Below are 18,142 nucleotides of genomic sequence, written 5' to 3' on the forward strand. Positions count from 1 at the left end.
CGATTAGCGGTGCCTGACGTAAACCTCGCTGGCGTTATTCACCACCTGTGCTGATGGCAGGATCAGGCTAACCACGCGGTTCCACTTCACCAACGGCACCGGGTCGACGTACACGACGTCATGCGACTGCAACCGGAACTGGCTTGCCAGCGCCAACGTCGCCGGATTCTTGGCATTCAGATGGAAAATGGCCGGTGCGCCGGTCGCGCCTTGGCGAATCACGTAGATCTGGCCGGCGTTGGAGGTGGTCGTCATCGGACCACCCGCCTCGCCCAAAGCCTCGCTCAAGCTCAAGCGGCCGTTGCTGCGCATGGACAGAGCGACAGGCGCCATGATTTCGCCCATGACGAAGACCTTGGAGTCCTCTCGATGCGCCACGCGAACCGTGTCACCGTTCTTCAGAGGGATGTTGTTCCCGTCATATCCAGCCTCGCGCAAACGGGTCATGTCGATCGGGATCGAGCGTCCGTCGCGAACGAGCGTGACCGCTGAACGGTTGGCACTGGCCGTCATGCCACCAGCGCGGTTGATCGCTTCGTTCAGCGTCATGGGCACGTCGGTGAAGATTTGCGACCCTGGAACGCGCACCTCGCCCTCTAGGTAAGCGCGGCGGCTTCGGAAGGACTGAATACGGACCGTCACCTGCGGGTCACGAACGTGCGGCCGCAGCAGCTTGCCGATCAAGTCAGAGGCGTCGCCTTCGCTCAGACCCGCCACGCGCACACGGCCGATATATGGAAAGGCGATCTCGCCGTCGGCGTCAACGATAAAGCCTGGTGCTACCTGCACGCCGGTGGGGTCAGCCGCCTGCGAAATGACAGCCCCCACGTTCGGCAGCAGTTCAGGGTGGTCATACACGATCACTCCCACGACATCGCCCGGCCCAATCGTGTAGCGCGCCCCCTTGCCAAACAGCGCCTGCACATCAGGCGGCACGCCCTTCGGCGACACCTCCGCCAACGTACGCACCAGCGCCAGCGAGATGGGGGTGATTTCGCCTTCAGGCGCTTCGTCGGGAAGGTAGCGGAACTGGGACGGCAACTCGCCGCCTGCTTCGTAAGGCTCCACCGACCCCATGCCGGGCACCACGGCACAGCCCTGGAGCAACATCGCGCTGGCAAGCGCTACCCACGCGAGGGCTTTCGCATCTCTTCTCAATTCAGGTCCCTTGAAAGTCAGTCAGTCGTATCAATAACAACGAAGCGGCGAAAGAACAATTCCCGGAGGCATGCGAGGCTCGCACATCCGTTCTGTTGTATCGCGCTTCTTTTTCAAACACATGTGATCGCCACCACTACGCGGCATCATTTATGTAAAAACTTGAACAGCTAAAGTCGCGCTGAAACTGGCAAATTCAGGCAACGAAGGTGCAGAATTCATCGCGGGGTCACGCAAGAACCTGATACACCCGGGACGAATGCGCGCTGACAAACAGAAGTCTTAAAGGTCGATTGCGCGCGGCCGCTCCCCACTGCTCCCCTCTCATCGTACCAGTGCAGTGCACTGTCAATGGGGTTGCGCCTGCGTTCCAGGATGCTTCCGAACGGGCTGTCCGGCGCCCTCTGGCCTTCTTTCCGAGCGTAAAACGCGATGACGCGTCTGGCTCTACCCATCCCTCAAATTTGGAAACAAGACGTTCCAAAGCGTAGTCGGCAAATAGTCAGCTACGGGAACTGGGTACCCTTCAACCGTTCCAGGCAGAGGCACGGGCGGCTGTTCCTCAGTTGCGGTCCAGCGTCAACCCAGCGCGCCCCCATCTTGGCGGCCTGCTTCCGCAGGCATACTGGCACCCCTTTCAACAGCCGGTCTTCAGCACCCTTTCTGAATCATGAGCATCCTCAGCGAATTCAAGGAGTTTGCCGTCAAGGGCAACGTCGTCGACCTCGCCGTCGGCGTGATCATCGGGGCGGCGTTCGGCAAGATCGTCGACTCGCTCGTGGCCGACATCATCATGCCGCTCGTGGGCCTGGTGTTCGGGAAGCTCGACTTCTCGAACCTCTACGTGACCTTGGGCACGGTGCCGCCGGGCGTGACGAACACGCTGGCGGAGCTGAAGAAGGCCGGCGTGCCGGTGCTGGCGTATGGCAACTTCATCACGATCGCTGTCAACTTCGTGATCCTTGCCTTCATCATCTTCATCATGGTCAAGCAGATCAACAAGCTGCGCAAAACCGAAGAAGCCGCGCCCGCAGCGCCGGCCGCCACGCCTGAAGACATCACGCTGCTGCGCGAAATCCGCGACAGCCTGAAGCAGCGCCCCTGAGCCTTTCTGGCCGCGCGCTCAGGCGCCGGCCAGCGTTCGCGCCATGCGCAGCGCCTCGACGAGGCTCGACGCGTCGGCCACGCCCTGGCCCGCAATGTCGAACGCGGTGCCGTGATCGGGGCTGGTCCGCACCAGCGGCAGCCCGAGCGTCACGTTCACGCCCTTCTCCACCCCGAGGTACTTGACCGGGATCAGGCCCTGGTCGTGGTACATCGCGATCACCACGTCGAACTCGCCGCTGGACGGCACGCCGGCCTTGGCGCGCGCGCGCATGAAGACGGTGTCGGGCGCATGGGGCCCGTGGGCGTCGATGCCCTCGGCGCGCGCGGCCTCGATGGCCGGCGCGATGACGGTACGCTCTTCCGAACCGAACAGGCCGCCCTCGCCCGCATGCGGGTTGAGCCCGGCCACGCCGATACGCGGCGGCCGGCCGAGCGCGTGGGTCAGCGCGCGATGGGTGATGCGCAGCGTATCGAGCACGCCGTCGAAGCGCACGGCCTCGATGGCATCGCGCAGCGACATGTGGATGCTCACGAGCACGGTGCGCAGTTCGTCGTTGGCCAACATCATTCGCACGGGCACGTCGGCCACGGTGCGGCCCAGGTGGGCGGCGGCCTCGGCCTGCAGCAGTTCGGTGTGGCCGGGGTACGGAAAGCCGGCCGCGGCCAGCGCTTCCTTGTGCAGCGGCGCGGTGACGAGGGCCGAGATCTCGCCGCGCAATGCGGCGCGCGCGGCCCACACGACGCAGTCGCCGGCCGCGCGACCGGCTTCGGCGCTGATGCGCCCTTGTTCGATGCCCTGTGGCGGCGCAATCACCTGCAGCACAGGGATACAACCCGGCGGCACGGTGGCCGCTTCGGCGACGCTGGAAATCTCCACGACAGGCCACGCCAGCCGCCCCGGCGCCGCGAGCGCCTGCGAGGCTTTTCGCAACGTGCCGACGTCACCGGCCACGAACGCACCGCGCACGGCATTGGGCGCGTCGCGGAAGGCCTTGGCAATGATCTCGGGGCCGATGCCGGCCGGGTCGCCGAGCGTGATCGCGATCGGCGCCTTCATGCCGGGTTGTCGATGTCGATGAATTCGTGCTTCAGCCCGAGCTGGGCCGCCACATGGGCCGCCACGGCCTGCGCGCCGTAACGCTCGGTGGCGTGGTGGCCGCAGGCCAGGAAGGCCACGCCCAGTTCGCGGGCGTAATGCGCCTGCGGCTCGGAAATCTCGCCGGTGATGAAGGCGTCGGCGCCGGCCGCAATGGCGGCCTCGAAGTAGCCCTGGGCGCCGCCCGTGCACCATGCGATGTTCTTGATCGGGCGATGGGCCGTGTCGACCAGCGTGACGGGCCGTTTCAGCACCTTCTCGGCATGGGTCGCCAGGGCCTTCGCGCTGGCAAAGTTCTCGCCGTTCTCGCGCGCGCCCAGGAAGCCCAATTCCTGCTCGCCGAAGCGGCCGGCCGATCCCGGATGCGCCACGAGCCCCAGCTGCAGGCCGAGCTGCGCGTTGTTGCCCAGTTCGGGGTGCGCGTCGAGCGGCAGGTGGTATGCAAAGAGGTTGACGTCGTCGCCCAGCAGCAGGCCCAGGCGCTGCTTCATCCAGCCGGTGATGCAGCCGTCCTGACCGCGCCAGAACAGGCCATGGTGGACGAAGATGGCATCGGCCTCGGCGTGGATCGCGGCCTCGATCAGCGCGCGGCTGGCGGTCACGCCCGAGACGATCTTGCGGACCACGGCGCGCCCCTCGACCTGCAGGCCGTTGGGTCCATAGTCCTTGAAGCGCCCGGGGGCCAGCAGCAGGTCGAATGCGAGAAGCAGTTCGTGGCGTGTGGTGCTCATCGCGACATTGTCGCGCTCCCTGCGGTCGGCGCGCCATCACGCATCGGGTGGCCGCGCGCGGCCAGGGGCCACAGCGCCAGCAGGAAGCCCAGCGCCGCCAGCGCGGCAACGTAGTGCGCCGGCGCCATGGGGTCGTGCTGCAGCCAGAGCGTGAGGATCACCGGCGTCAGCCCGCCAAAAATCGCATAGGACATGTTGTAGGCGAAGGAAAGTCCCGTGAAGCGCACCGGCGCCGGAAACGCGCGCACGCCGGCGATCGGCACCGTGGCGATGGTGCCCACGAACAGGCCGACCAGCCCGTAGTGCCAGAACAGCGTGGTCGGCGTACCGGGCAGGCCGGTGTAGAACAGGTAGGCCGTGGCAAAGAGGCCGCCCCAGCCGACCAACATCACGGCGCGCGTGCCGATGCGGTCGCTGGCCCAGCCGACGATCACGCAGCCGATGGTCAGGGTCAGCGTGGCGAGCGCGTTGGCTTCGAGCGCCAACGCGGCCGGAATGTGGTGCACCTTCTGCAGGTACGTGGGCGTGTACAGCACCACCACCACGATGGCCGCAGAGAGCACCCAGGTCTGCAGTCCCACGTACACGCTGGCGAGGCGGTGCTCGCGCAGCACGGTGCGCAGCGGCAGCTCGCGGGCGACGGTCTTGCGGCCGGCCAGTTCCTTGAAGACCGGCGTCTCGTGCAGAAAGCGCCGCAGGTAGACCGAGAACAGCCCGAACACGCCGCCCAGGATAAAGGGAATGCGCCAGGCGAAGTCGTTCACCTGCTCGGGCCCGTAGTAGCGGTTGATGGCCACGGCCACCAGCGATCCCAGCAGGATGCCGCCGGTGATGCCCGAGGTCAGCGTGCCGATGCCGAAGCCGTAGCGCTTGGCCGGCACGTGCTCGCCGACGAACACCCAGGCGCCGGGCATTTCGCCGCCGATGGCCGCGCCCTGCAGCACGCGCATCGCCAGCAGCAGAAGGGGCGCCGCGACGCCGATGCTCGCGTAGGTGGGCAGGAGGCCGATCACCAAGGTGGGCGCCGCCATCAGGAAGATCGACAGCGTGAACATGCGCTTGCGCCCCAGCAGGTCGCCGAAGTGCGCAATGACGATGCCGCCCACGGGCCGCGCGAGGTAGCCTGCGGCGAAGATGCCGAAGGTCTGCAGTTGGCGCAACCAGTCGGGCATGTCGGCGGGGAAGAACAGTGCGCCCAGCACGGTCGCGAAGAAGACGTAGATGACGAAGTCGTAGAACTCGAGCGTGCCGCCGAGGGCGGACAGGGCCAGGGTCTTGTAGTCGCGCGCATCGAGCGTGCGCGCCGGAGCAGGCGTGGCGGCGTTCGCGCCGTCCGTGTAGGTAGCTTCTGGGGTCATGGCAGGAAGGACATCGTGGCCGCTCGCCTGCCTTGGAACCGGATAGGGGCAGAGCGTGGCGCGCCGACGAAAGAATCGCCTGGCCGCATCCGCCGGGTGGGCAGCGCGGGAGGCCTGAGGAGGTGATCCGGGTCGGATCAGCCGTCGATACTAAGGGTTACCCCTTATTCACGTCCCCGGTGTTGCCCAATCTCGACCCTGCCGCGCGGTCTATGGCGCCGGCGGGTTGAGGGACAATTGCAACCGGCGCCGTCTTTCGGCGCTTTTCCAACGCTCTTCCTTCAAGCTTTCATGAAACGCACCTGGCTGCTCTTTGCCCAAGCCGTGACCGTCCTGCTGGCGGCCTATTTCGTCGTCGCGACGCTCAAGCCTGAATGGATCAACAAGCGCTCGACCTCGCTGGGTGGCGTGGTGTCGATCGTCGAGGCGCCCAGCGGCGCGCCGGCCACGCCCGCGCCGGGCAGCCTGAGCGCGGCGGCCAAGAAGGCCTCGCCGGCGGTCGTGAGCATCAACACCAGCAAGGCCGCGCAGCGCCATCCGCGCAGCAACGACCCATGGTTCCGCTTCTTCTTCGGCGACCAGGCCGACCAGCCCCAGGTGGGCCTGGGCAGCGGCGTCATCGTGAGCACCGACGGCTACATCCTCACCAACAACCACGTGGTCGAGGGCGCCGACGAAATCGAAGTGACGCTGAACGACAGCCGCCATGCGCGCGGCAAGGTGATCGGCACCGACCCCGACACCGACCTCGCCGTACTGAAGATCGAGCTCGACAAGCTGCCCGTGATCGTGCTGGGCAACTCCGACGAACTGCTGGTGGGCGACCAGGTGCTGGCCATCGGCAACCCCTTCGGCGTCGGCCAGACCGTGACGAGCGGCATCGTCTCCGCGCTGGGCCGCAACCAGCTGGGCATCAACCAGTTCGAGAACTTCATCCAGACCGACGCGGCCATCAACCCCGGCAACTCGGGCGGCGCGCTGATCGACGTCGACGGCAACCTGCAGGGCATCAACACCGCGATCTACTCGCGCTCGGGCGGCAGCATGGGCATCGGCTTCGCCATTCCGGTGTCGATGGCCAAGATCGTGCTCGAGGGTATCGTGAAGGAAGGCCAGGTGCGCCGCGGCTGGATCGGCGTCGAGCCGAGCGACCTCTCGCCCGAACTGGCCGAGACCTTCGGCGTGAAGGCCGACACGGGCGTGATCATCACCGGCGTGCTGCAGAACGGCCCCGCCGCCAAGGCCGGCATCCGCCCGGGCGACGTGATCACCTCGGTGGGCGAAAAGAAGACCGACAACGTGCAGGCCCTGCTGACCGCCGTGGCGGGACTCAAGCCGGGCGACACCTCCCGCTTCGCGCTGCAGCGCGGCACCGACAAGATGGAACTGGACGTGACGCCGGGGCTGCGACCGAAGAGCCCGATCCGGCAGCAGTTGCCCAACAACGAATAACGAAAAACGCGGAAAGCGGCTCCGGCCGCAGACCCCACACCAAAACAAAAGCGGCCCTCAGGCCGCTTTTGTTTCGGTGGCACGCCGCTGCGAAAGCGAGGCCGACCGATTCGGAGGTCCGGAGATCAGGAGCTGCCGGAAGACTCCGATCCCGCGCCCTCTTCTTCACCCGCGGGCGCCTTGCCCTTCCCCGCGAAATAGCGCGCCCCGATGATGCCCACCTCGTACAGCAGGCACATCGGCACCGCGAGCGCGAGCTGCGAGACCACGTCGGGCGGCGTGAGCACCGCGGCCACCACGAAGGCGATCACGATGAAGTAGCCGCGGAACGAGCGCAGCTTCTCGATGGTGACCATCTCGAAGCGCACCAGCAGCATCACCACGATCGGCACCTGGAAGGCCACGCCGAAGGCGATGTACAGCGACAGGATGGCCTCGACGTAGGACGAGATGTCGGGCGTGGCAGCCACCGCGTCGGGCGTGAACTTCTGGATGAAGCCGAACATCTTGTCCAGCACGAACAGCTGCACGAAGGCGATGCCGCCGTAGGCCAGCATGCTGCCGAAGAAGATCAGCGGCAATGCGAAGCGCTTCTCGTGGCTGTACAGGCCCGGCGCGACGAACATCCAGGCTTGGTACATGAGCCAGGGCAATGCCAGCAGCACGGCCGCCATCATCAGCACCTTGAGCGGCACGAAGAACGGCGAGAACACGCCGATGGCGATCAGCTTGGCGTCCGGCGGCATGTGCGCGCGGATCGGCATGGCGATGATGTCCATGAGCCCGCTGGGGCCGGGCCAGATCGCCAGCAGAATGCCCGCGACCGCGAGGCCGTAGACGCAGTACAGCAGCCGGTCGCGTAGCTCGACCAGGTGCTGCACGAACGGCTGCTCGGTACCCGCCAGCTCGTCTTCTTCTTTGTTCTTGTTGTCGGAATCGGCCATGGGGAAAGGAGAAAGCGTGGGAGACACAGGCGCACGGGGCGCCCGGGAACGCCGCGGGGCGTGCGTGTGGGCGTCAGTTGATCTTGTGGGGGCGGAAGCGGGCGACCCGCGCCGCGCCCGACAGCGCCTTGGTACGCACGCCGTTGCGCGCCTTGTACCAATTCGGCGTGGCGCCCTGTTTCAGGCGCCAGTTCTTGCGGGGGTGCCTGTATTCGGGCACCGCCTGTTCGGGCTCGGCCAGCGCCGACAAGGTGTCGCCGGACGCGCCGGCAAACTGCTTCTCGAACTCGCTGGCGCCGGTGTGGATGCTGTGCTCCACGTCGCGCGCCGCGTCCTCGACCGTGGTCTTCATCTTGCGGAGCTCGTCGAGCTCCATCGAACGGTTGACTTCGGCCTTGACGTCGTTCACGTAGCGCTGTGCCTTGCCGAGCAGGGCGCCCACCGTGCGTGCAACGCGCGGCAGCTTCTCCGGCCCGATCACGATCAGCGCCACGACGCCGATGAGCGCCAGCTTCTCAATGCCGAGGTCGATCACGGATGTGTGCCTGCGGTGCTCAGGACTTCTGGCGCGCTTCGACGTCGATCGTCGACTTGTCGCTGTTGGCCGGCTGGCCGGTCACTTGCTGCGTGGGGGCCGGTGCAGCGGAGGCGTCGGTGGAGGCCGAGCCGTCCTTCATGCCGTCCTTGAAGCCCTTGACGGCGCCACCGAGATCCGAACCCATGTTCCGCAGCTTCTTGGTGCCGAAGATCATGACCACGACGAGCAGCACGATCAGCCAGTGCCAGATGGAAAAAGAACCCATGGAGAACTCCTAAGAATGTGTCCGATTTTAGTCGGGGGGAATGTGACAGTTTGGCTTAACCCTGATCAGCCGCGAAGCCAGGGCCGGGGGCCGCCCATGACGTGCACATGGAGATGGTGAACCTCCTGCCCGCCTTCGGCGCCGGTGTTCACGACGACACGGTAGCCGCCGTCCGGATAGGGCCTGCAGCCCTGCTCCAGCGCCAGCTGGGGAGCCAGCGTCATGATCTTGCCCATGAGCGCCGCATCCTCGGGCGTGAGCTGCGCCATCGAGGCGATGTGTTTCTTGGGCACCAGCATGAAATGCACCGGCGCCCAGGGCGAGATGTCGTGAAAGCCGAACAGGTCGTCGTCTTCGTAGACCTTGCGCGAGGGGATCTTGCCTTCGATGATTTTGCAGAAGACGCAGTTCGGATCAGATGACATCTTTGGGTTCCATGGGGCGGCTGTCGTTCATGCGGATCATGCCTTTCACGATCCGGTAGAGGAACCACAGCGAAATCAGGCTCCAGGCGATCCAGCCCGGCACGAACAGCAGCAGCCAGAGCCACGAGGTGACGATGTACAGCAGGCCGGCCCACAGCACCGAGCGGATGCGCCAGCTGAAGTGCGAGGCCTGCCAGGTGCCGGCCGCATCGTCGCGCTTCACGAAGTCGATCAGCAAGGCGATGAGCAGCAGCAGCACGGAGGCCTGCGCGCCCGGCACGACCGCGCCGATGGCCACGATCAGGTGCAGCACGTAGCTGACCCAGCCCCAGGTCTTGAGGGAATCGTCGGGTTCCACGTTCACGATGTCATTGGCCATGGTCGGTGCCCTTTCAAACGATCATTCAGTCGTTGGAAGCTTCGCGGGCCTGCACCTTGCGCAGGGCTTTTTCCTCGATGCCGCTGGTGCCTTCGCGGCGCTCGAGCTCCGCGACGACGTCGGCTGGCGAGAAACCGTAGTGGGCCAGCGCCACCATGGTGTGGAACCACAGGTCGGCCACTTCGTTCACTATTTTCGAGCGGTCGCCGCCGTGGTCGGCATCCTTGGCGGCCATCACGACCTCGGTGGCTTCCTCGCCGATCTTCTTGAGGAAGGCGTCAGGGCCCTTGTGCAGCAGCCGGGCGACGTAGCTCTTCTCGGGGTCGCCGCCGTTCGCGGGCAGGCGGCTCTCGAGCACCGCGGCCAGGCGGGCGAGTGCGTCGGAGGTGTTCGAATCGTTCACTGTGGCGGTCATTTGTAGATCGACTCCGGGTCTTTCAAGACCGGTTCGACCACGGTCCACTGGCCCTTCTCGTACTTGCTGAAGAAGCAGCTGTGGCGGCCGGTGTGGCAGGCAATGCCGGGCTCGTGGCCGAGCTGGGTCACGTTGAGCAGCACCACGTCGTTGTCGCAGTCAAGGCGGATCTCGTGCACGGTCTGCACGTGGCCCGATTCCTCGCCCTTGAACCACAGTTTGTTGCGCGAGCGGCTGAAATACACCGCGCGGCCCAGCTCGGCGGTCTTTTCGAGCGCCTCGCGGTTCATCCACGCGAACATGAGCACGTCGTTCGTGCCTTGTTCCTGGGCGATCACGGGCACCAACCCGTTCGCATCCCACTTCACTTCATCGAGCCAATTCATGGGGATATTGTCGAGGATAGGAAAAGACCCTTTCGGTCCCACTCAGGCGTCGATGCGCACGGGAATCCCGCGCTCGGCCATGCGGGCCTTGGCCTCGCCCACGGTGTGCTCGCCGTAGTGGAAGATGCTCGCGGCCAGCACCGCGTCGGCGCCGCCCTTCTGGATGCCGTCGGCGAGGTCGTCGAGGCTGCCGACGCCGCCCGAGGCGATCACCGGCACGTTGACGGCGTCGCTCACGGCGCGCGTCAGTGCAAGGTCGAAGCCGCTCTTGGTGCCGTCTCGGTCCATGCTCGTGAGCAGGATCTCGCCCGCGCCGCGGCGCGCCATCTCGGTCGCCCACTGCACGACGTCCAGGCCGGTGTTCTTTCGCCCGCCGTGGCTGTAGACGTCCCAGCCCGCGCCGCGCGTGGCGGCGTCTTCGGGGCTGCGGCGCTTGGCGTCGATGGCGACCACGATGCACTGCGAGCCGTACTTCTGGGCCGCGTCGCTGATCACCTGCGGATCGGCGATGGCGGCCGAGTTGAAGCTGGTCTTGTCAGCGCCCGCATTGAGCAGCCGGCGCACGTCGGCCACGGTGCGCACGCCGCCGCCCACGGTCAGCGGAATGAACACCTGCGAGGCCACCGCTTCGATGATCGGCAGGATGAGGTCGCGGCCGTCGCTGGTGGCCGTGATGTCCAAAAAGGTCAGTTCGTCGGCGCCCTGCGCGTTGTAGCGCGCCGCGATCTCGACCGGGTCGCCGGCATCGCGCAGCTCGAGGAAGTTGACGCCCTTGACGACACGGCCGCCGGTGACGTCGAGGCAGGGAATGATGCGTTTGGCAAGCATGGGAAATTGAACCGGAAGGAAATCAGAGAACGCGGAGCTGTTGCCAGCCCTGCCATTGGGCGCCGGGGGCCAGCACGACGGGTTCGTCGATGCGGGCCGCTTCGACGCAGAGCATGTGGCGGAAGCCCTCTGCGGGCATGTCCGCGAGTGTCGCACCGAGCGCGGCGCCAGGGTTCCAGACCACGGTTTCGGTGCAGGTGTCGCTCTGGGTAATTTCGAGCGTTCCGCCGGGCTGCACCAGCCGCAGCGGCTGCGCCGGGGCGGTGTAGACGCTGTCGAACTCGGCGTCGAACTGCAGCGCGGCGGCCGTTTCGGTCTGGCGCACATCGCGCACGGCGTCCCAGCGCGGCGCGCCCTGCAGGCCTTCGAGGCGCACGGCGGCGATGTCGTCCACGCGCAGGTAGGTGTGCAGCGCGGCCGAGAACGGCCAGGGCGCGTCGCCGGTGTTGGTCAGGGTGAGCGCGGTGCGCAGCTGGCCGGCCGCGAGCGTGGCGTCCAGCCGCGCCTCGAAGGCATGCGGCCAGAGCCGGCGGGTGGCTTCGTTGTCGCGCAGCACGAGCCGCAGCGTGTCGGACGCGCCCGATTCCTCGCGAATCCAAGGCAGATTGCGCATGAAGCCATGCTTGGGGAGCATGCCGCGCTGGTTGAACTGGGGGCAGCACAGGGGAATGCCGCCGCGGATGGCTGTTTGGCCGTCAAAAACGGCTTTCGGACTCAGATACAGTCGCTCCCCACCGCGGGCCGGGGCCCAGGAAAGCACCTGGGCGCCATGCAACGCGACCGTCAGGGTGCTGCCATCGGCCGCCTCGGCGTGCAACGCCGGCTGGCCTCGAAACTCGATCGAGCGGATGTCCATGTGAGGAATTGTAGGCAGCCGCCGCATCCTGACAGCGGGCCATTGCGTGCCTGCGCCTTTCTTGGATACCCTGTGCCGGGTCGGTCCCGTGCACTCGAAAAGAACCACTCTCACACGACTCAAGGGGATACGCATGAAGAAAAAGCTGCCGATGGCCGCCTGGATCCTGATGGCCATGGTGCTCGGCATCATCGTTGGCTACATGATCTTCACGAGCTTTCCGGACAAGAAGGCCGCCAAGGAGGTCGCCGACTACGTCTCCATCATCTCCGACGTCTTCCTGCGCCTCATCAAGATGCTGATCGGCCCGCTGGTGTTCTCCACGCTGGTGGTAGGCATCGCACACATGGGCGACGCCAAGTCGGTCGGCCGCGTGTTCGGCAAGGCGATCGGCTGGTTCCTCACCGCGTCGCTGATCTCGCTGGTGATCGGCCTGGTCATGGCCAACGTGCTCAAGCCCGGCGAGAACCTGGGCCTGCCGCTGCCCGACATCGGCGCCTCGGCCAACCTGGCGACCAACAAGTTCACCTTCAAGGACTTCGTGAGTCACACGGTGCCCAAGTCGTTCGCGGAGGCGATGGCCAACAACGAGATCCTGCAGATCGTGGTGTTCTCGATGTTCTTCGGCGTGGCGTTGGCCTCGCTCGGCGACAAGGCCAAGACGCTGGTGGCCGCCATCGAGGAGCTGTCGCACGCGATGCTCAAGATCACGGGCTACGTCATGAAGCTCGCGCCGCTGGCGGTGCTGGCCGCCATGGCCGCCACCGTGGCCGTGAATGGCCTGGGCATTCTCATCAAGTTCGCCGTGTTCATGCGCGACTTCTACCTGGGCCTGTTCGTGCTGTGGGGCGTGCTCATCATGGCCGGCCTGCTGTTCCTGGGGCCGCGCGTGTTCAAGCTGCTGGTGCTCATCAAGGAAGCGTTTTTGCTCTCGTTCGCCACCGCAAGCTCCGAGGCCGCGTACCCGAAGATCCTGCAGGCGCTCGACCGTTTCGGCGTGAAGCGCAAGATCTCCAGCTTCGTGATGCCGATGGGCTACTCGTTCAACCTCGACGGCTCGATGATGTACTGCACCTTCGCCGTGCTGTTCATCGCGCAGGCCTACGACATCCACATGCCGATCAGCACGCAGATCACGATGCTGCTGATCCTGATGCTCACCTCCAAGGGCATGGCCGGCGTGCCGCGCGCCTCGCTGGTGGTGATTGCCGCCACGCTGAACCACTTCGACATTCCCGAGGCCGGCCTGCTGCTGATTTTGGGCGTCGACACCTTCCTGGACATGGGCCGCTCGGCCACCAACGCGGTGGGCAATTCCATCGCCACGGCCGTGGTCGCGAAGTGGGAGGGCGAGCTGCTGTCCGAGAGCGACGCCGAGGTCAACGCCAAGGCGCTCGACGAGGAGGCTGCGGCCACCCTCGCCCACCCGGCGCACGCGTGAGGCACGCGGCCATGCAACGCCCTGCCCGCCTGCTCGCCGCCTGGGCCCTGTCGCTGCTGGCCACGGCAGCGCTGGCCCAGGAGCAGGCGCCCACCGTGCTCAGCGGCACGCTGGCCAAGGTGCGCGAGAGCGGCATGATCGCCATCGGTTACCGCGAGGCTTCGGTGCCTTTCTCGTACCTGAATGCGCGCAAGGAGCCAATCGGCTATTCCATCGAGCTGTGCCGCGCGCTGGTCACCGCCATCGAAGACACGGTCAACAAGAGCCTCGCGATCCAGTGGGTGCCCGTCACCTCCGACTCGCGTATCGACGCGGTCGTGAACGGCCAGGTCGACCTCGAGTGCGGCTCCACCACGAGCAACCTCGAGCGCCAGAAGCGCGTGGCTTTCTCGCCGACGATGTTCGTCTCGGGCACCAAGGTGCTGGTGAAGAAGGGCGCGCCGATCCGGTCGTTCCGCGATTTGGCCGGCAAGAAGGTGGCCGTGACGGCCGGCACCACCAACGAGAAGACGCTGCGCGACCTGTCGCAGAAGTTCAAGCTCAACATCGACCTGAAGGTGGCGCGCGACCATGCTGAGTCGTTCGCGCTCGTGAAGGACGGCCAGGCCGACGCCTTCGCCACCGACGACGTGCTGCTCTACGGCCTGATCGCCCGCGACGCCGCCAAGGCGCAGTACGAGGTGGTGGGCGACTTTCTCTCCTACGACCCCTACGCCGTCATGTACCGCAAGGGCGATGCGCAGCTGAACAAGGTGGTGATCGACACCTTCCAGGTGCTGGCGGAAGACGGCGAGATCCACCGGCAGTACAAGCGCTGGTTCATGCGCAAGCTGCCCTCGGGCGAAAGCATGAACCTGCCGATGAGCGCGCAGCTGGAAACGATCATCCAGACGATGGCGGTGAAGGCCGAGTAGGTCGACCGCTACCGCAGGGCCGCCAGCGCTCAACTCGTTCAGGCCGCTCCCGCCTCCCAGGCCCGGCCCATCGGGTCGGCCAATGCAAGCCGCATCGTCTCGATGAAACGGCGCAGGCGCGCGGGCTGGAAGCGCGCATGCGGATAGACCAGGTACACGGGCAGCGGCGCCACCTGCCATTGCGGCACGAGCTGCACCAGCCGTCCCGAATCGATGTCGGCCTTCAGCAGCCAGGTCGAACCGAGGCAGGCGCCCAGGCCCAGGCGGGCCGCGCTTTGCAGCGCATAGAGGCTGTCGGTGCTCATGCGCGGGCGGATCGGCACGTGCGCGGTTTCGCCGGTCGGCCGATGCGTGAGCAGCACCTCGTTGCGATAGAAGGTGCGCAGCGCAAGCCACGGCAGCGCGGCGAGTTCGGCCGCGTGCGTGGGCGGCGTGCGGCCTTCGAGCACCGACGGCGCGGCCACCACGAGGCGCGGCACCTCCGAGAGCTTGACCGCCACGGCCATGGGGTCGGTCACCTCGCCCACCTGGATCGCGCAGTCGACGCCTTCGGCGATGAAATCGGGCCGCCGGTCGTGCAGCAGCCATTCGACCGACACGCGCGGGTAGGCGCGCAGGTAGCCGGCCAGCGGACCGACCAGCAGCGCCTGGCCCAGCGCATGCGGCGCCACCACGCGCAGCGTGCCCTCGGGCTCGTCGCCCACGCCGCGCAGGTCGGCCTCGAAGGCGTGCCAGTCGGCAATCAGCTCCTTGGCGCGCTCGTAGCAGCGCTCGCCGTCCTCCGTGAGCTTCATGGCGTGCGTGGAGCGGCGCAGCAGCCGCACGCCCAGCGAGCGCTCCAGCGCCTGCAAGCGGCGGCTCACGGTGGGCTGGGTCGCGCCCATCTGGAGCGCGGCCGCCGACAGGCTGCCGGCCTCGACGATGTGGACAAAGGTCTGCATCAGTTCGATGCGATCGACGGCGGGTGAAACGGGCATGGCTTTGCTTTATGCATTCAGCGTATAGACATTGTGCGGTCGCCGGGACTACCAAGCAAAGCTCTCAAAGGGCACATTTCATCCCTTGCTTCGATATTCAAGGGTTAACGCCATGTCTTCCATTCAAAGTGCGCATGCATCGGTCGCAGCGCAGGGCCGCGACCTGCCGGCCTCGCTGGTGCTGCTGCTGGCCACCGGCGCGGGGCTGTCGGTGGCGTCGCTCTACTACGTGCAGCCGATGCTCGGCGTGCTGGGCGCCGACATCGGCGCGTCCACCCGCGCCGTGGGCTTCATTCCCACGCTCACGCTGCTGGGCTATGCGCTGGGCATCCTGCTGCTGGCGCCGCTGGGCGACCGCTTCGACCGGCGCCGCATCGTGCTGATCAAGGCGGCCGCGCTGTGCGCCGCGCTGCTGGTGGCCGGCGCCGCGCCGTCGATCGGCGTGCTGCTCGCGGCCAGCCTGGCGATCGGGCTGGCGGCCACCATGGCGCAGGACATCGTGCCCGCCGCCGCCACGCTGGCGCCCGACGCCACGCGCGGCAAGACGGTCGGCACGGTGATGACCGGGCTGCTGCTGGGCATCCTGCTGTCGCGCGTGGTGAGCGGCTTCGTGGCCGAGCACTTCGGCTGGCGCGCGATGTTCATCGCGGCGGCGGCCAGCATCGCACTCATCGGCGCCGCCGCTTGGCGCGGGCTGCCGCGCTTCCGGCCGACCACGCATCTGGCCTACGCCGCGCTGCTCGGTTCGCTGGGCACCCTGTGGTCGCGCCACGGCACGCTGCGCCGCGCGGCGCTGGCCCAGGGGCTGCTGGCGGTGGGGTTCAGCGCGTTCTGGTCGACGCTCGCGGTGATGCTGCACGGCGCGCCCTTCCACCTGGGCAGCGCGGCGGCCGGCGCCTTTGGCTTGGCCGGCGCAGCGGGCGCGCTGGCAGCACCGCTGGCCGGGAGGCTCGCCGACCGGCGCGGACCGGAGCTGGTGACGCGCCTGGGCGCCGGACTTGCAGTGGTGTCATTCGCAGCCATGGGACTGGCGCCGCTGATGGCACCGCATGCACAGCTCTGGCTGCTGGCGCTGGCCGCAATCGGCTTCGATCTGGGCATGCAGGCGACGCTGATCGCGCACCAAACCATCGTCTACGGCATTGAGCCCGGTGCGCGCAGCCGACTGAATGCGGTGCTGTTCACCAGCATGTTCATCGGCATGGCGGCGGGGTCAGCGCTGGGTGCGCTGGCGCTTTCCGAATGGGGCTGGGCTGGCGTGACTGCGCTGGCGACCGCTACGGCTGCCGCCGCGCTGGCGGTTCGCCTCTGGCCGCGCAAGGCGGCGTAGTCTCAAGAATCGAAGGCAATTCACCCCTCGCCAGTCCGGTGCATCCGGGCTGGCGCAGAGGCAGAAAGGCGTCAGGCGCCGGCCAACACGTCCGCGCGCGCCTGGGCGGCGGCGAAGTCGAGGTCGCCCGAGTAGATGGCGCGACCGCAGATCACGCCCTCGACGCCCTCGGATTCGACCGCGCAGAGCTGGTCGATGTCGGCCATGTTCGACAGGCCGCCCGAGGCGATGACCGGGATGGTCAGCGCCTGCGCGAGCTTGACGGTGGCGTCGATGTTGATGCCCGAGAGCATGCCGTCGCGGCCGATGTCGGTGTAGATGATCGATTCGACGCCGTAGTCCTCGAACTTCTTGCCCAGGTCCGCGACTTCGTGGCCCGTGAGCTTGCTCCAGCCGTCGGTGGCGACCTTGCCGTCCTTGGCATCCAGGCCCACGATGATGTGGCCGCCGAAGGCCACGCAGGCGTCCTTCAGAAAGCCGGGGTTCTTGACCGCGGCGGTGCCGATGATCACGTAGCGCAGGCCGTCGTCGATGTAGCGCTCGATGGTGTCCAGGTCGCGGATGCCGCCGCCGAGCTGCACGGGGATGTCGTCGCCGACTTCCTTCAGGATCGCCTTGATGGCCGCGTGGTTCTGCGGCTTGCCGGCGAAAGCGCCATTCAGGTCGACCAGGTGCAGCCGGCGCGCGCCGGCCTGGACCCATTTGCGGGCCATGGCGGCGGGGTCTTCGCTGAAGACCGTGGATTGGTCCATGTCGCCCTGCTTGAGGCGAACACAGTGGCCGTCTTTGAGATCAATGGCGGGAATGAGGAGCATGGAAGTGGCGCGAGTGTGCGAAAGCCGGGCTGTGGAGGGTTCGGCCCGGTCGGGAAAAAAGGTTCAGGGATTCCAGTGGAGGAAGTTGCGATACAGCTGCAGCCCATGGTCCGCACTCTTCTCCGGGTGGAACTGGGTGGCAAAAATGTTATCGCGTGCGATGGCTGCGGTAAAGCATGCCCCGTAATCCGCCTCGCCCACGCTGTGCCGGGCATCGGCCGGGCGCGCGTAGAAGCTGTGCACGAAATAGAAGTAGCTCTGGTCCGGAATGCCCGCCCACACCGCGTGCGGCTGGGCCTGGCGCACCTGGTTCCAGCCCATCTGCGGCACCTTGAAACGGCTGCCGTCGGGCTGCAGGCGACCGGCCAGGTCGAACTTGATGACCTCGCCGGGAATGAGCCCCAGGCCGTCGGTCGGGCCTTCGTCGCTGCGCGACAGCAGCATCTGCATGCCCACGCACACACCGAAAAGCGGCTTGTTGGCGGCGGCTTCGAGCACCGACTCCTGCAAGCCCGAGTCGCGCAGCTCGCGCATGCAGTCGGGCATGGCGCCCTGCCCCGGCAGCACCACGCGCGTGGCCTTGCGGACCACGTCGGGGTCGGAGGTGACGAACACCTCCACGCCCACCTGGTCGGCCGCATGGCGCACGGCCTGCGACACGGAGTGCAGGTTGCCCATGCCGTAGTCGACGACGGCGACGGAATTGGCTGCTACTGATTTCATAGCT

21 protein-coding genes are annotated in these 18,142 nt (G+C 66.7%); 5 read left to right on the forward strand and 16 right to left on the reverse strand.

Translation table 11 applies throughout. The features are described 5' to 3' along the window. Positions 1–3 precede the first annotated feature (3 nt). A complete protein-coding gene (locus tag GFK26_RS00815) occupies positions 4–1,110 on the reverse strand; it encodes a polysaccharide biosynthesis/export family protein (RefSeq protein ID WP_416222582.1) in 1,107 nt (368 codons plus the stop codon). A gap of 718 nt (positions 1,111–1,828) precedes the next feature. Between GFK26_RS00815 and mscL the strand changes: the two genes are divergently transcribed. Beyond that, the gene (gene mscL / locus GFK26_RS00820; protein WP_099795322.1) at positions 1,829–2,263 is read left to right on the forward strand and encodes a large conductance mechanosensitive channel protein MscL; all 435 of its coding nucleotides are present in this window, start codon (positions 1,829–1,831) and stop codon (positions 2,261–2,263) included. An 18-nt stretch (positions 2,264–2,281) separates the two neighbouring features. Here the strand turns inward: mscL and pdxA are convergent, their stop codons facing one another. Genes pdxA through GFK26_RS00835 form a run of 3 tightly spaced genes read right to left on the reverse strand, consistent with a single transcriptional unit; the run spans position 2,282 to position 5,450 of the window. Then, positions 2,282–3,322 carry a 4-hydroxythreonine-4-phosphate dehydrogenase PdxA gene (gene pdxA / locus GFK26_RS00825; RefSeq protein ID WP_153280433.1) on the reverse strand — a complete coding sequence of 347 codons (1,041 nt, stop codon included), beginning with the start codon at positions 3,320–3,322 and terminating at the stop codon, positions 2,282–2,284. Then, positions 3,319–4,092, reverse strand: a complete 774-nt coding sequence (locus tag GFK26_RS00830; protein ID WP_153280434.1) for a Nif3-like dinuclear metal center hexameric protein — start codon at positions 4,090–4,092, stop codon at positions 3,319–3,321. The genes pdxA and GFK26_RS00830 overlap by 4 nt, the downstream gene beginning before the upstream one ends. Continuing rightward, the gene (locus GFK26_RS00835; RefSeq protein WP_153280435.1) at positions 4,089–5,450 is read right to left on the reverse strand and encodes an MFS transporter; all 1,362 of its coding nucleotides are present in this window, start codon (positions 5,448–5,450) and stop codon (positions 4,089–4,091) included. The genes GFK26_RS00830 and GFK26_RS00835 overlap by 4 nt, the downstream gene beginning before the upstream one ends. A gap of 291 nt (positions 5,451–5,741) precedes the next feature. Here GFK26_RS00835 and GFK26_RS00840 point away from each other — a divergent pair, with 291 nt between their 5' ends. Then, the gene (locus GFK26_RS00840; RefSeq protein WP_153280436.1) at positions 5,742–6,902 is read left to right on the forward strand and encodes a S1C family serine protease; all 1,161 of its coding nucleotides are present in this window, start codon (positions 5,742–5,744) and stop codon (positions 6,900–6,902) included. 125 nt (positions 6,903–7,027) lie between these two features. Here GFK26_RS00840 and tatC read toward each other — a convergent pair whose 3' ends face one another. The 9 genes from tatC to GFK26_RS00885 all read right to left on the reverse strand — a co-directional run bounded on the left by tatC (position 7,028) and on the right by GFK26_RS00885 (position 11,938). After that, the gene (tatC, locus tag GFK26_RS00845) at positions 7,028–7,846 is read right to left on the reverse strand and encodes a twin-arginine translocase subunit TatC (RefSeq protein ID WP_153280437.1); all 819 of its coding nucleotides are present in this window, start codon (positions 7,844–7,846) and stop codon (positions 7,028–7,030) included. 73 nt (positions 7,847–7,919) lie between these two features. Beyond that, a complete protein-coding gene (gene tatB / locus GFK26_RS00850; RefSeq protein WP_101490989.1) occupies positions 7,920–8,381 on the reverse strand; it encodes a Sec-independent protein translocase protein TatB in 462 nt (153 codons plus the stop codon). Positions 8,382–8,400: 19 nt separating this feature from the next. Further along, complete coding sequence (gene tatA, locus GFK26_RS00855; protein ID WP_101490990.1) at positions 8,401–8,649, reverse strand: Sec-independent protein translocase subunit TatA; 249 nt, start codon at positions 8,647–8,649, stop codon at positions 8,401–8,403. A gap of 65 nt (positions 8,650–8,714) precedes the next feature. Then, a complete protein-coding gene (locus tag GFK26_RS00860) occupies positions 8,715–9,074 on the reverse strand; it encodes a histidine triad nucleotide-binding protein (protein WP_153280438.1) in 360 nt (119 codons plus the stop codon). After that, positions 9,064–9,453 (reverse strand): DUF4870 family protein, encoded by a 390-nt coding sequence (locus GFK26_RS00865; protein WP_099795316.1) that lies wholly within the window; start codon positions 9,451–9,453, stop codon positions 9,064–9,066. The genes GFK26_RS00860 and GFK26_RS00865 overlap by 11 nt, the downstream gene beginning before the upstream one ends. A 25-nt stretch (positions 9,454–9,478) precedes the next feature. Continuing rightward, positions 9,479–9,868, reverse strand: a complete 390-nt coding sequence (locus GFK26_RS00870) for a phosphoribosyl-ATP diphosphatase (RefSeq protein WP_095743772.1) — start codon at positions 9,866–9,868, stop codon at positions 9,479–9,481. After that, positions 9,865–10,254, reverse strand: coding sequence for a phosphoribosyl-AMP cyclohydrolase (hisI, locus tag GFK26_RS00875; protein WP_153280439.1), 390 nt, complete (start codon positions 10,252–10,254; stop codon positions 9,865–9,867). The genes GFK26_RS00870 and hisI overlap by 4 nt, the downstream gene beginning before the upstream one ends. Before the next feature lie 42 nt (positions 10,255–10,296). Beyond that, complete coding sequence (hisF, locus tag GFK26_RS00880) at positions 10,297–11,082, reverse strand: imidazole glycerol phosphate synthase subunit HisF (protein ID WP_095743770.1); 786 nt, start codon at positions 11,080–11,082, stop codon at positions 10,297–10,299. A 22-nt stretch (positions 11,083–11,104) separates the two neighbouring features. Then, complete coding sequence (locus GFK26_RS00885; RefSeq protein ID WP_153280440.1) at positions 11,105–11,938, reverse strand: D-hexose-6-phosphate mutarotase; 834 nt, start codon at positions 11,936–11,938, stop codon at positions 11,105–11,107. Positions 11,939–12,071: 133 nt separating this feature from the next. Here GFK26_RS00885 and GFK26_RS00890 point away from each other — a divergent pair, with 133 nt between their 5' ends. Further along, positions 12,072–13,379: a dicarboxylate/amino acid:cation symporter gene (locus GFK26_RS00890; RefSeq protein ID WP_153280441.1), complete on the forward strand. Its 1,308-nt coding sequence runs from the start codon at positions 12,072–12,074 to the stop codon at positions 13,377–13,379. An 11-nt stretch (positions 13,380–13,390) separates the two neighbouring features. Further along, complete coding sequence (locus GFK26_RS00895; protein WP_153280442.1) at positions 13,391–14,293, forward strand: amino acid ABC transporter substrate-binding protein; 903 nt, start codon at positions 13,391–13,393, stop codon at positions 14,291–14,293. Positions 14,294–14,331: 38 nt separating this feature from the next. Here GFK26_RS00895 and GFK26_RS00900 read toward each other — a convergent pair whose 3' ends face one another. Further along, positions 14,332–15,270, reverse strand: coding sequence for a LysR family transcriptional regulator (locus GFK26_RS00900; protein WP_153280443.1), 939 nt, complete (start codon positions 15,268–15,270; stop codon positions 14,332–14,334). Positions 15,271–15,382: 112 nt separating this feature from the next. Between GFK26_RS00900 and GFK26_RS00905 the strand changes: the two genes are divergently transcribed. Further along, positions 15,383–16,600: an MFS transporter gene (locus GFK26_RS00905; protein ID WP_153280444.1), complete on the forward strand. Its 1,218-nt coding sequence runs from the start codon at positions 15,383–15,385 to the stop codon at positions 16,598–16,600. A 71-nt stretch (positions 16,601–16,671) separates the two neighbouring features. On the opposite strand, the gene hisA is transcribed toward GFK26_RS00905, so the two are convergent. Further along, positions 16,672–17,415, reverse strand: coding sequence for a 1-(5-phosphoribosyl)-5-[(5-phosphoribosylamino)methylideneamino]imidazole-4-carboxamide isomerase (gene hisA / locus GFK26_RS00910; protein ID WP_153280445.1), 744 nt, complete (start codon positions 17,413–17,415; stop codon positions 16,672–16,674). Between the two features lie 63 nt (positions 17,416–17,478). Continuing rightward, positions 17,479–18,138, reverse strand: coding sequence for an imidazole glycerol phosphate synthase subunit HisH (hisH, locus tag GFK26_RS00915; protein WP_101490999.1), 660 nt, complete (start codon positions 18,136–18,138; stop codon positions 17,479–17,481). Positions 18,139–18,142: the final 4 nt, after the last annotated feature.

The sequence above is a fragment of the Variovorax paradoxus genome, from assembly GCF_009498455.1.
Taxonomy (GTDB): Bacteria; Pseudomonadota; Gammaproteobacteria; order Burkholderiales; family Burkholderiaceae_C; genus Variovorax; species Variovorax paradoxus_H.